The 12,863-nt window shown below is 45.3% G+C and carries 10 protein-coding genes, 10 tRNA genes and 1 pseudogene; 14 read left to right on the top strand and 7 right to left on the bottom strand.

Annotated features, from left to right (window positions below; all coding sequences use genetic code 11):
- The gene (locus tag AY605_RS10910) at window positions 1-459 is read left to right on the top strand and encodes a hypothetical protein (protein ID WP_064096409.1); all 459 of its coding nucleotides are present in this window, start codon (window positions 1-3) and stop codon (window positions 457-459) included.
- A gap of 63 nt (window positions 460-522) precedes the next feature.
- Here the strand turns inward: AY605_RS10910 and dapE are convergent, their stop codons facing one another.
- From dapE to AY605_RS10895, 3 genes are all read right to left on the bottom strand, one after another.
- A complete protein-coding gene (gene dapE / locus AY605_RS10905) occupies window positions 523-1,659 on the bottom strand; it encodes a succinyl-diaminopimelate desuccinylase (protein WP_064096408.1) in 1,137 nt (378 codons plus the stop codon).
- Between the two features lie 122 nt (window positions 1,660-1,781).
- Complete coding sequence (locus tag AY605_RS10900; RefSeq protein ID WP_064096407.1) at window positions 1,782-1,931, bottom strand: entericidin A/B family lipoprotein; 150 nt, start codon at window positions 1,929-1,931, stop codon at window positions 1,782-1,784.
- A 115-nt stretch (window positions 1,932-2,046) separates the two neighbouring features.
- Window positions 2,047-2,922: a DUF1853 family protein gene (locus AY605_RS10895; protein WP_064096406.1), complete on the bottom strand. Its 876-nt coding sequence runs from the start codon at window positions 2,920-2,922 to the stop codon at window positions 2,047-2,049.
- An 87-nt stretch (window positions 2,923-3,009) separates the two neighbouring features.
- Between AY605_RS10895 and AY605_RS10890 the strand changes: the two are divergent.
- From AY605_RS10890 to AY605_RS10830, 13 genes and pseudogenes are all read left to right on the top strand, one after another.
- A pseudogene (locus tag AY605_RS10890) lies at window positions 3,010-3,363 on the top strand (YbaN family protein); the annotation flags it as partial.
- 140 nt (window positions 3,364-3,503) lie between these two features.
- Window positions 3,504-4,037, top strand: a complete 534-nt coding sequence (gene elsL / locus AY605_RS10885; RefSeq protein ID WP_064096404.1) for a cell wall-recycling L,D-carboxypeptidase ElsL — start codon at window positions 3,504-3,506, stop codon at window positions 4,035-4,037.
- A gap of 494 nt (window positions 4,038-4,531) precedes the next feature.
- Window positions 4,532-4,607, top strand: a tRNA-Val gene (locus AY605_RS10880).
- 28 nt (window positions 4,608-4,635) lie between these two features.
- A tRNA-Asp gene (locus AY605_RS10875) sits at window positions 4,636-4,712 on the top strand.
- Between the two features lie 48 nt (window positions 4,713-4,760).
- Window positions 4,761-4,837 (top strand) — tRNA-Asp (locus AY605_RS10870).
- Between the two features lie 21 nt (window positions 4,838-4,858).
- A tRNA-Val gene (locus AY605_RS10865) sits at window positions 4,859-4,934 on the top strand.
- A 12-nt stretch (window positions 4,935-4,946) separates the two neighbouring features.
- Window positions 4,947-5,023 (top strand) — tRNA-Asp (locus AY605_RS10860).
- 69 nt (window positions 5,024-5,092) lie between these two features.
- A tRNA-Val gene (locus AY605_RS10855) sits at window positions 5,093-5,168 on the top strand.
- Between the two features lie 12 nt (window positions 5,169-5,180).
- Window positions 5,181-5,257: transfer RNA gene (locus AY605_RS10850), tRNA-Asp, on the top strand.
- 69 nt (window positions 5,258-5,326) lie between these two features.
- Window positions 5,327-5,402, top strand: a tRNA-Val gene (locus AY605_RS10845).
- 12 nt (window positions 5,403-5,414) lie between these two features.
- Window positions 5,415-5,491, top strand: a tRNA-Asp gene (locus tag AY605_RS10840).
- A gap of 106 nt (window positions 5,492-5,597) precedes the next feature.
- Window positions 5,598-5,673 (top strand) — tRNA-Val (locus tag AY605_RS10835).
- Window positions 5,674-5,745: 72 nt separating this feature from the next.
- Entirely contained in the window at window positions 5,746-6,207 is a 462-nt protein-coding gene (locus tag AY605_RS10830) for a DUF2750 domain-containing protein (RefSeq protein ID WP_064096403.1), read from the top strand.
- Between the two features lie 24 nt (window positions 6,208-6,231).
- Here the strand turns inward: AY605_RS10830 and AY605_RS10825 are convergent, their stop codons facing one another.
- The 4 genes from AY605_RS10825 to yccS all read right to left on the bottom strand — a co-directional run bounded on the left by AY605_RS10825 (window position 6,232) and on the right by yccS (window position 12,754).
- Complete coding sequence (locus tag AY605_RS10825; protein WP_064096402.1) at window positions 6,232-7,026, bottom strand: YdcF family protein; 795 nt, start codon at window positions 7,024-7,026, stop codon at window positions 6,232-6,234.
- Window positions 7,027-7,126: 100 nt separating this feature from the next.
- Window positions 7,127-9,763 (bottom strand): PepSY domain-containing protein, encoded by a 2,637-nt coding sequence (locus tag AY605_RS10820; RefSeq protein ID WP_081406364.1) that lies wholly within the window; start codon window positions 9,761-9,763, stop codon window positions 7,127-7,129.
- Window positions 9,764-9,933: 170 nt separating this feature from the next.
- Window positions 9,934-10,494 carry a YcxB family protein gene (locus tag AY605_RS10815; protein WP_064096401.1) on the bottom strand — a complete coding sequence of 187 codons (561 nt, stop codon included), beginning with the start codon at window positions 10,492-10,494 and terminating at the stop codon, window positions 9,934-9,936.
- Between the two features lie 85 nt (window positions 10,495-10,579).
- On the bottom strand, window positions 10,580-12,754 hold the full coding sequence (yccS, locus tag AY605_RS10810; RefSeq protein ID WP_064096400.1) for a YccS family putative transporter: 2,175 nt from the start codon (window positions 12,752-12,754) through the stop codon (window positions 10,580-10,582).
- Window positions 12,755-12,863: the final 109 nt, after the last annotated feature.

The following is a 12,863-nucleotide window of genomic DNA, read 5'->3' as shown; positions in this document are numbered from 1 at the left end:
ATGAGTCAGACCAATTCAAGCGGAAAACTGGCTGATCAGATTAGCCAGCAGGAACTTCAGCATCTGATTACGGTTTCGACCGGATTTATTGATGCCTATATTATTGACTGTCATGGTAAAGAACCGATGCTGTTGCCACAAAACATTGTCCTGTCAGCCCTGGATAGCAATACCCAGGTCAAGACAGTGGAATGGCACGAGGCACAGTTGCCGGTCTATGCAGTAAATGACCCGTTACGTCAAAATGGGGTGGCATTGGTGATTGAAGGCGATGAAATCAATCAGCGCTTTGCCCTGATGTGCAATGAAATGCCGAACACCATCCGGATTCGTATTTCCGAAGTAGTCGATGTCGATCAGCAGGTAAATGATCCTGCCATCTTTCAATATGTGCGCATGGATGAGCGGCTGTTCCATATTCCAAATATGACCCATATTCAGGCTGCAATTGGACTGTAACTAAAAGCAACAACTAAAAAAGGAACTCTATAGAGTTCCTTTTTTATTACGTTATCTATTTATTTAATTCGCAAGTAAGTTGACCAGGATCTGCTCATAAATTTCAGCCAGTGGCTCTAGGTCGGTAATATCGACATGCTCATTGATCTGGTGGATCGTAGCATTTAACACGCCAAGTTCCAGTACTTGTGCACCGGTAGGTGCAATAAAGCGGCCATCAGAAGTACCACCTGAAGTGGATAGTTCGGTTTCAGTGCCTGTTACATTCAGAATGGCATTTTTAGCTGCATTCACCAGTTCGCCGACAGGAGTCAGGAAGGGCAAGCCCGACAAAGTCCAGGAAACATCATAGTCCACACCATGACGATCCAGAATTTCCAAGGTACGTGATTTGAGTTCTTCGGCAGTCACTTCGGTTGAATAGCGCCAGTTGCACAATAGGTTCATGGTACCGGGAACAACATTGGTTGCGCCTGTACCTGCATTGATATTGGAAATCTGGAAAGAGGTTGCCGGGAAATATTCATTGCCATGATCCCAGACTGTGTCACATAACTCGGCAATCGCTTTAGAGGCAGTATGAATCGGATTTACCGCCAGATGGGGATAGGCCACATGACCCTGTTTGCCTTTGACTGTGAGATTGGCATTTAACGAACCACGACGGCCATTTTTGACAATATCACCCAACGTATTGGTACTAGACGGCTCACCAACCAGACACCAGGTGATTTTTTCATTACGCGCTTCGAGTGTTTCAATCACTTTCACCGTACCATTAATCGACGGACCTTCTTCATCTGAAGTGATCAGGTAGGCAATCGAGCCTTTATGGTCTGGATGTTTTTCTACAAAACGTTCTGTTGCAACCACCATAGCTGCCAAAGCGGTCTTCATGTCGGCACTGCCACGACCATAAAGCTTGCCATCACGGATCTCAGGTAAAAATGGATCTGAGTTCCAGGCATCAAGATTCCCTGTTGGAACGACATCGGTATGGCCAGCAAAACAGAATACCGGGCCTTCTGTACCTTTGCGTGCCCAGATGTTATCTACATCTTCAAAACGCATGGATTCAATATTGAAACCAACCTTCTCTAGACGTTCAGCCATAATATTTTGGCAGTCATGATCGATAGGGGTAACGGAAGGCTGGCGTAATAGTTGCAGACTTAAATCGAGGGTAGCGGAAGAGCTCATGCAGTTTTCAACAGTCGATAATTTTCTCGGCCCTATGATAGGCGAATATGAGCTTGAATGTGAATGAATGAGATAAAAAAAACCCTATCTAAGATAGGGTTCTGTGAACGATCAGGAAAAAACTAGTTTTGACGAATTTCATCAGAAGTTTTTTCAGCAGTGTTGGTTACTGCATTCCCCGCTTTAGACACATCTTTGCCCATGCCTTTTACGGTGTTACAGCCAGTCAATACAAAAGCCATCATTAATGAAGCAGCAAGAATTTTTTTCATCATCATCTCCGTATAATCAATAATAAAATTATTATGATGTGGGACTTAGAGTAAAAAATATACGCTCTAAAAAATATGTGGTTTTCATAGTGCTTCGGTTAATAAATGTAATGCTTTATAGGGGCTTATGCGATGAGTTCAGAATCAGCACCGGTTGTCGGTACATATAAAAATCGTTGCTGTCGGCTTTTTTATAAAGTCCATTCGTCCACCAGCGCGCAGTCAAACTACTTGGCTGGGCTTGCGGATAAATCCATTCATGTCGTTGCAGACGGTAGAAACCGTGCCGGGCTGCAGGAATATACTGTCCCCATAAACCCAGACGACGTTCGGTATTGATCCACGCAGGAATCGGCTGGTCAGCACGATGTGTAGGCAGATATAACTGTCCTTTCAGGACGCAATATCGTCTTTGAATGGAATACTGCAAAGCCTCATCAAACTGGAATTGTTTTTGTGTGAAATGTTTCATTTTTCTGATCAGAGTATCGGTACGGTTCAGGCCATACCAATGTGGCAGGCTAAAATCTGCTTCGGCCAGATAATATTTTAATGCCACTTCCCAATGTTCAATCTGTCCTGTATCAGTATTTAATAACAGAAAATCCAGCTCCCCCAGGGTTTTTGCGCCTTCAATCTTTTGCAGACTATGAGCAAGCAGCTGATACGGATGATAGGCATCATCCAGTAACCAGAACCAGATCAGCATTTCAAAGCGCAGCCCTAAACGTGTACTTTTCAGTTGCTGCACAAATTCGATTAATTCTTCTGGATGCTGATCAAGAAATTCTAAACGTGGATGGTAACGGCTGAGATAGTGCTGCCAGGTCTGGCTGTCATGCAGTTCAAAGTGATGCATAAGCTCAAGTTTATCCGGAATACCGGACAAGATATTCGGACTGCCGACAGCGAATGCCAGCTGACGCACCAGAGGATGTTGATAACGTTGCCATACTTCTACAAGATTTTGGTTTAAACTGGAAAAGGGCATAGTACAACCTGTGAAAAGTGCAGAAATACAACGGACAGTATCGGAAAACGCTTTATACTACCTGAATTCTGCGGTTAGGGTTGATGTATGAAAGTGTTGTTTTGGCGAAGTCTGGTGGTGCTGTTTGTGATCCTGGGCTTTATCGGTGCAATCCTGCCGGGTATGCCAACAACGGTCTTTTTGATTCTGGCCGCCTGGGCCTCATCCAAAGGCTGGCCACAAATGGATGCCTGGTTATTGAATCATCCTAAATATGGCCCGACCTTAAGAGATTGGCGTGCCCATGGTACTGTGCCGCGTAAGGCCAAATGGTTAGCCAGTATTATGATGCTGATCAGTGGAATTATCATGCTGTTTACCACGGCGCCGTTGGCAGTCAAAGCATTTACTGATATTACCATGCTCATTGTCGCGATCTGGTTATGGCGACGCCCTGAACCCAATCCGGTCATCATTCAGCAAAATGCAGTCGACCTAGAAAAGACAGATATGCCGGCAGCGCAGTCTGCAGAGAGCCAGTTAAATCCAGAAAAGTCAAACAAAGCAGAATTAAAGAAAGTAGAGTCAGAGAATAACAAGTCATGAATAACTTACAGCTGGATCAAGCCGACATCCTGATTGACCTTGCTCAACAAAAACTGTATCTGCCACGTCTAGACAGGCAATATCTGATCTCTACGGGTAAAAATGGAATTGGCGAAACTGAAAACAGTGGCCAGACTCCTCGTGGCTGGCACAAGGTCGCCGAAAAATTTGGTCAGGATGCTCCCTTAAATAGTGTATTTGTGGCACGTCAGGCGACAGGTGAAATTTATAATGCCGAATTGGCGGCAGAATTCCCGCAGCGGGACTGGATTCTGACACGCATTTTATGGCTGAGTGGCCTTGAAGCTGGTTTTAATCAAGGCCCGGGCTGTGATACCTATCAACGATATATCTATATTCATGGCACTCCAGAAACTGAAAAGATGGGGGAGCCACTGTCGCATGGCTGTATCCGCATGCGTAATCCAGAGATCGCTGAACTATTTGACCTGATCAGTGAGGATGCACTGGTTTATATTTCAGAGCAGCCATTGGATCTAAATTTGCTGGATTTTTCGAAGAGCGAATAAAATGTAGATTTTAAGATCATGTGAAAATGATTTTATTTTTATGGGTTGAATCTGCTTGTTTGAGACAGCAGAAGAAATTCATCAATCTGACCCAGCTGGTATTTTCCTCGCATGAAACGGATTAAATCATGAGTTGCAGATTAGGTTTTCTGTCATGTTCTGAATAAAAATAAATGACAGCTGAAAGATTACATGAACACAACGTCGAGTATTTTAAAGCTTTGTATAATCCTTAATCAGAATCGCAGCACATGGCATCGCTAAGACTGAAACTTCGCAGGGTAAGACACAAAATTTTGCTTCAACTTTCATTTTGAAAATTAAAAAATTTCGGTAGAGACTTAAAAAATAAACAAAAAGTGTTGTTTTTTTTAACAAACAACCTATTTTTTAATCACTCACACCTAAAAAGTGGAAAACATTCCGAAAAGCGTTTGACAGGCTGTGCAGATTCTCTATAATGCACCCATCAAACGATGATAGACGTTTAGAAAGGGCGCTTAGCTCAGTTGGTAGAGCGTCTGCCTTACAAGCAGAATGTCGGCGGTTCGATCCCGTCAGCGCCCACCAAGCTCTTTCAAGTTGAGACCTTATAGTTGCAGCGGTAGTTCAGTTGGTTAGAATACCGGCCTGTCACGCCGGGGGTCGCGGGTTCGAGCCCCGTCCGCTGCGCCACTTTAAGATCTTGATTTTCGTTTGCCACATTAGCGACATTGTGTAAGTGCAGCGGTAGTTCAGTTGGTTAGAATACCGGCCTGTCACGCCGGGGGTCGCGGGTTCGAGTCCCGTCCGCTGCGCCATTTATACGATAGACCTTTTGAGGGCGCTTAGCTCAGTTGGTAGAGCGTCTGCCTTACAAGCAGAATGTCGGCGGTTCGATCCCGTCAGCGCCCACCAGATTCTTACGATGCAGCGGTAGTTCAGTTGGTTAGAATACCGGCCTGTCACGCCGGGGGTCGCGGGTTCGAGCCCCGTCCGCTGCGCCATTTCAAGAGAAATTAAATTGAGGTCCCTGAGCCTGAATTTAATAAACTAAAGATTGACAATCTTTATCAGGGCGCTTAGCTCAGTTGGTAGAGCGTCTGCCTTACAAGCAGAATGTCGGCGGTTCGATCCCGTCAGCGCCCACCAGATTCTTACGATGCAGCGGTAGTTCAGTTGGTTAGAATACCGGCCTGTCACGCCGGGGGTCGCGGGTTCGAGCCCCGTCCGCTGCGCCATTTCAAGAGAAATTAAATTGAGGTCCCTGAGCCTGAATTTAATAAACTAAAGATTGACAATCTTTATCAGGGCGCTTAGCTCAGTTGGTAGAGCGTCTGCCTTACAAGCAGAATGTCGGCGGTTCGATCCCGTCAGCGCCCACCAGATTCTTACGATGCAGCGGTAGTTCAGTTGGTTAGAATACCGGCCTGTCACGCCGGGGGTCGCGGGTTCGAGCCCCGTCCGCTGCGCCATCTTAAGATGAGAAGCTTGGATTCCTGAGATCTAAGTTTTCCAGATACCAAGACAACATTCCTTGTTAGTCTTGCGTCATTAAAAACAACGCTGTTGTTTTTCTCAGGGCGCTTAGCTCAGTTGGTAGAGCGTCTGCCTTACAAGCAGAATGTCGGCGGTTCGATCCCGTCAGCGCCCACCATATCTTCTTGCCTCAATTCTGTTTTTTCCTTAGAATCTGATTCTATTATAATAATATTAAGATTTCACGACCATGAGAAATCCCTATCAGCGCAAGGCAGCGTCCAAATTTCAACATACGGTATACGACCCTCAACAACTTTATAAGCAATATATTGAAGCCATTGTTGCCAATGCTGGCATTTTTGCGCTTTATCAGGATGGCTGGGCTTTGTGTGCCACGCCTACCGGACAACGTGCATTTGCCAGCTGGCACAGTAAAAGTCTGGCGCGACTGCTCATTAAAGATAATTGGGTGAATTACGATATTCAGGAAATTAGCCTCAAGGATTTTGTAGAAAAAGTCATTCCTTTTTTACGCCAGGAAAGTACCATTGTCTCGCTTGACCTGACGCCAGAAGGGCAGAATATTCTGGTGGCACCAGAAAAACTATTACTTGATATTAAGAACTATCTGTATCAGATCTATATGCAAAAGCCGGAACTGTTTAAAAATCCGGACATGCCTTTGCCCAGACAGATTCGTTTAAATTAACTTTCCTGTTTTTCAATATTTTTTTTATTGAAATAATGAATATTCATTTAGCAGCCAGCCACTAATCAAAGCAAAATATTCACGGAGCCAGGAATTGTAGCGGATATTCTGGGGAGTGCTGGCACTCAGACTGATGACGTGTTGATAACCCTGATGTCTGGCAATGGCCCGCGCGCGAGGGCTATGAAAATCGCTGGTGACAATCGCAATGGGTTCATGTTGTCCTATATTCTGTTGTTTCAAGATCACTTGAGAATATTGCAGGTTCTGTTGGGTACTTCTGCTTTGATCTTCTAAACTGATCGGATTTTTGAGCCGCGGATAGGTCCTATGAATATAATTTTGCATGACTTCAGCTTCGCTCTGTCTTTCCCAGAGATTTCGTCCACCGGTCATGATCATCAAAATATTGGGATAGCGTTCTGCATACTTTGCTGCAGTGTCCAGACGATTTTTCAGAATGGGGGAAGGCTGACCCTGGTCAATGCCACTGCCTAATACCAGAATTGCTGTAGCGGGTTGTGTTGGAATATTGGAGTTGATCGACATCTGGATATAGGCGAAGAAGGCCGCGACACTGATGATCCAACAAAAAAAACCGCCCCAGAGACAGTTCCAGAACCATGTCCTGAACCGGGAATTCTGTTTCCAGCGCTGAATAGATGAAAAAAGCAGGGTGTACAGGATAAGTGCTCCACCAATCATGAGAAACAGGGGGATGGCAAAATGCCTCTGCCCCTGGTTCATTAACCAGATACTATATATGCAGAGAACCAAGCCAGAAATCAGGCTGAGACTTCGTTTCAGTTGCTTGAGCATCTACGTTTCCTTTTTCTTATCAATATTTTTATTATTACTTCTGTATCTTCAAATAAAAACCGGGCTCAATAGCCCGGTTTTTATTATATATCAGCTTATATTAATATACATCACGGCGATAACGGCCATCCAGACGTAATTGATCTAGCACGCTTTCACCGAGAATATCAGTCAGCGCCTGATCTACATCGCTGGCCATACCATTGATGCTACCACAGACATAGATTACTGCACCTTGAGCAATCCAGGCTTTCAGTTCTTCAGCCTGTTCACGCAGTTTATGGTGTACATAAACTTTTTGCTCCTGGTCACGAGAGAAGGCCAGATCGAGACGTTTCAGAGTTCCCATTTGCAGCCAGGCCTGAATGGTTTCTTTAAAGAAGAAATCATGTTCACGCTGACGTTCACCGAAGATCAGCCAGTTCTGGGTATAGTCCTGACGGTTACGTGCACTGAGCAGACTTAATAGTCCCGCAATACCGGTACCATTACCAATACAGATAATCGGACGGTTGTCATTAATCAGGTGGAAAGAGTCATTGCTGCGAATACGTAGTGCAACGGGTGCATTCAGCGCTGCATGTTGAGTCAACCAGCCGGAGCCCAATCCCAGATTGCCCTCGGCATCGGTTTTCTGACGCACTACCAGCCGCAAAACCTGCTGGCTTGGAATGCTGGCAATCGAGTATTCGCGCGTTGGCAAGGTCGGTAATTGAATGAGAAGCTGATCCAGAGAATCAAAAGGTTCAGCCTGAGTCAGATCACGATCCCAAAGCACCTGTTCAATGCTTTGTTGCAGAGATGGGATCTGTGTACCGGCAGCAATCTGGTATTTTTGCATAAATACACGAATACGTTCCGGGCTATTTCCTGGCTGGATCTCGGCAATATCACCTGCCTGCCAGACTGCTTCATGCTCGGGAACCAGTTCGATATTGAAGGCAGGGGCACCCAGACTACCCGGATTCAGCAGTTCACGTTTGCTCAAGATCCACTGATCAAAAGTCTTATCAATATTCATTGCTTGCAGTTCAAGTCGAGTCACCCGTGCAAGTGCAGTATTCCACTGCTGAATATGCTCATTATTGGCATTATCTACTTCAATGGTCTTGAAAAGCTGGTGCGCACCATTCTGGTGTAGCCACTGGTCAATTCGAAGACCAAAGCTGCAGTAGGTGTCCGGATATTCCCGAGAGCCCAAGGCCAATACCGCATAGCTTAAATGACTAAGATCAGCTTTTGCAGACAGGATTTTTTTCTCGAAAGAAGAGGCCAGGTCCGGTGCTTCACCCGTGCCATACGTACTGGCAACAAATAATACCTGTTCGGTTTTCTGTAACTCGTCTAGTGTGAGTTGCTGCACCGGCTTGACGGTTACAGGTTGCCGCGCCTCCTGCAGGGCAGTCGCTGTACGCCAGGCCAGCTGCTCGGAAACTCCTGTTTGTGTGGCATAAGCAATGAGCCACGGTTTGGCATTTGGATCTAAAGGCTGAATTATTGTAGCTTGACGTGCAGCCAAGGTTAATTTTTTCTGCTTGCGACGTTTCAGATAGAGCATCCAGCCGGTCACAAAGAACAAGGGCATCAACAAGGCTGCGACCATGACAAAGAACTGGTAGATCGGACCAAAGAAACTGCCTCGATGCACCGGTAACATGCTGCTCATGATTTTTTCATTGAGCTTTTTATCTTCGTACATTTCAACTTTGGTGAATTCAGCCGTCCGGTAATTATAAGTAGCATTGTTCCGGGCGCGTTCATGCTGTACTACAGGGTCGACAAAGCTCAGCTGCATTTCGCCATCCGGTTTTTTCGGCAGGTTAAATGTCACAGTCGAGTATTTGTGAGCAAATTGAGTATTAAAACCAGCCCAGCTCAGATCCAGTGCGCGAGAGATATTTTCTGGATTCATGCCAGTTTCTTCACGTCCTTCACCACGAGCACCGCGTTCGCCACCCTGACGGCCTTCACCTCGTGCCTCACCTTCAGCACGTGGGCCACGGTCGCCACCTTGACGGCCTTCACCACGGTTATTGCCGGCATTGGTCTGCATTTCCGGTTGCGGGCGTTCCACACCTAGCACCTTAAACATGCCGTTGCGCCACCAGTCATAAGACCAGTACAGGCCGGTACAGGCCAGAATCAGGTAGAAAATCACTACCCAGGTCCCCACGACAGCATGCAGATCCCAGATAAAATTACGGCCTTTCAGCTGAGGCTTTATAAACAGCCATTGCTTGATCGAATGACGTTTCGGCCAACGCAGATAAAGACCTGACAGTACGAAAAAGATCAGCATCAGGGTACAGGCGCCGGTAATCTGTTTACCCACCGGGCCCACTGTTAAATTACGGTGCAACTGCTGAACAAACTGGAAAAATTCCCGGCCCTTAATCTCTGGCAATACTTCTGCGGTATATGGATTGACCATGATGTTCTGGCCACGCCGCGCACCTTCTTTAGCAACATTTACAGTACTTGAAGCACTTGGGTCTTGTGCCACGGTAATACTGTTGATCTTCATGTCAGGTGCAGTATGGTTAAAGTGCTGATATAGCTGGGCAGGCGTAAGTTTTTCACGTTGTTGAACCTGAACCGTATAACTGTCGCTATTTATCCATTTTAATATTTGTTGTTCATAGGAATAGATTGCGCCAGTGACCCCTATTATCGAGAGGATTAAACCTGCTGTAATCCCCAGAAACCAGTGGATTTGGAAAAATGTCTTTTTAATCATGGTGGTCAGATTAAGGGTAAGCGATAAAAATAATGCCAAAATTATAACTGAAATTTAAGCCTAAATTATAGATGTTGAAGATAATATTTATTCTCATTATCATTCAATGTTGTGTGATTAAAAAAACCTCCATGCCGAGGCAGGAGGTTTTTTATGAAAGAATGAAGCGGTTAAATTTGTTTTGCCGGACCGACTTCTGCTTCAAGATGTTTGCGAATCGTGGCAAAAGAAAAGTTTTTGCTGTCCAGACGTTTAGGCAGGATGTATGCACCTTGCTGGCCTTTAACCTTGAAATTGACCAACATAAATTCTGGTGTGTTGTACCATTCATAGATGTCTTTCCAGCTAATCGCGCCAACACCTTCTTGCATACCCATTTTCTGGCGCATCACGATGCCATGCGGTTGCACGCCCAAGCGAACGCCCTTGATTTCCTGTACCGGAAATTCATTCATCTTGCGTTTAACATACCATTCCAGACCAAAGGTACGGATCAGGTAATACAACACCACACAGACAATCGCTACCCAGCAGAACACAGTAGAGTAGTTCTTCAGAAGCAGAATGCCCAGAATAGAAAGTGCAACAACAGCACCCATGATCAGCCATGCTTTCATGCCAATTTTATTGGTACTACGCCAGATCACCAGCTGAGCATGACGTTGCTCGGCTTCTGAAATTTCATAGTTCACAGGCTGGAGGGTATAAGCGTATAAATTTTTCGCGGTCATAGGGAAACTAGCAGATTTTAAACTGTAAAAAGTTTAGCATTAATTGTACCAATTCAGTGAGTATATTGTTCCAAAATCAGCCAAATTATAATGAACCTAATTCTGTTGCCTGTTCATCCCACTCATGACTTAAACTTTGTTTGAGCTGGCTTAACTGATTTAAAATGCTAAACATTAAAGACAGTTGCTGCAAAATGATCAGGGATTTCTGATCCTGCTCCCGTTCATGAGACAGACGCTGTCGAATATTGACAATCATATTCTGTGTACTCGAATCGGGCATTTCATCTCGCAGCAGTGCGTCACGAATATTATCTAGCGCGTGGTCCAGTAGATTCAGGATGTCCTGATCTTCAATTTTTTCCCGATGCGCTCCCAGTGCAGCAATATAACTGATAAAAGTATGGTTCAGACACAGGAATTCAAAGGCCAGTGATTTTTGTACCGGATCAATATCGGGCTCTGTGGCCAGTGTTGAAATCAGTGAAGCCACCTCGGCATCGGTATTGTGGGCAGCACGGCGGACAATCCGATATTGCAGGCCATTATTACGTCCCGATTTATACTGCTCGATGACTTCATTCAAATAATCGACTTCTGCCTGCAAGCTGCGTTTAATACTGCGCGGTAACCGTCGGAACTTCCAGTCCGGAAAAATAAAGCTGACACCGAACCAGGCAATCGCACAGCCAATTAAGGTGTCAATCATCCGTGGAATGGCCGCAGCAAAGCCCATGCCATCCAGATTGAAGTTGATCAGCGCTAAAATTGTGATAAAGGCAGTGGCTTGTGCATACTGTTTACTGCGCAATTCAAAGAACAGAATCCCGCTCAGTACCAGAAGTAATAACTGTCCTTCGATGGAGGGCACAAAATACAGAATGGCATAACCGAGAATAATCCCGACCAAAGTACCGATAATGCGCAGACGTAAACGGCGTTTGGTCGCGTTAAAGTTTGGCTGGCTGACAAAAAGGGCGGTCAATAAAATCCAGTAACCATATTCAATATTACTGACCTGTACGAAGATATAGCTGATCAGCAGAACAATCGACAGGCGGATGGCATGCCGGAACAGCACCGATTCTGGGGTCAGATGCTGTTTAATTCGAACCTTGATGTCATCCCAGCCTTTCAGGTCATCATCTTTGAGCTGGTTTTCAATATGTTTGAAACGTTCAGACTTGATACTCTGTTCGGTTTCCAGGTTGCGTAGCTGGGCATCAATCGATTTAAGGTTCTGAAACAGCGAAAATAGGGCGTTGATCCAAGCCTGGTCATAATGCTGATCCTGACGTAATTTATCTAGCGACAGTCTCAGGTTATCGAATGCATGCTTAAAACGCTGATTATGCACATAAGGTTTGCGCTGCAGCAAACTTTCACTCAGATCCTTACAGGCCTTGCCCTGGATTGACATGATACGCTGGAAGCGGAACAGGATATCGCTATGCTGGAAAATCTTGGCCAGTTTTTGATAGTCAATATGTGCCGAATCGGCACGTTCATGAATATCCTGCGCAACAAAATAATACTGCAAACTGCGACGGGTATCTTTTTGCCCACGGTCACCTTTCAGACGGGTCAGAAGGGCGGTTTTCATTTCGTTAAAAATGGTAATCAGCTTACCATTTTCCATCGACAGTTCAATCATGCTCTGCTGATAGCTTTTAGGAGTCATATCCACATCAAAAAGATTGGATTTGGCATATAAGAAGTCACCGAGCGCAGAATAGGAGATGGCAAGCTTGTCTTGCGCCAGTCGGGTAGGGAAGACCAGGAAACTCAGCGTTGACAGCAAGCCATACCACATTGCGCCGATCACCAGCAGGCCAGCCTGCTTATACCATTCATCAAACAGCTCCACCCCGAGCATCGAGTAAACGGAAATGACCAGACAACCATAGGAAATCGTGGCATAGCGCCTGCCAAGAGAACCCAGCAGAATCAGTGCAATACAGGACACAATCAATGCCAAGGCAAACAGGACTGGATGTGGATACAGCAGATATACCCCAACCGCCGTAATAAAGAAGCCAATATAGGTGTAGAGCAGATTTAAAATCCGCACAGAAAAGCGGTCATCAATATCGCTTAAACCGGCTGCAACCACCCCTAAAGTCAGTGGAATGGTCAATAATTGTTGTCCCATAAAATAGGGAACAAAGGCAGTACCTGCAAATGCCGTCATCATGCGCAGGTTATACATTAAGGTCGTGTTATAGGTAGTTTGCTTGAGACGAGTGAGCCAAGATTTCAAAGGTCGTCCTTTATGCTGCAGTTTTACAGCTGAATCTGAATATACTAATGAAAATAGTAGATTTATAAATCTTCATTTCAGGCTAAATCATACTATGCACTGTGTTAAT

This window comes from Acinetobacter sp. SFD (assembly GCF_001647575.1).
Classification (GTDB): domain Bacteria; phylum Pseudomonadota; class Gammaproteobacteria; order Pseudomonadales; family Moraxellaceae; genus Acinetobacter; species Acinetobacter pecorum.
Note: the sequence above shows the minus strand (reverse complement) of the source record. Positions and strands in the feature narration are given on the sequence as shown.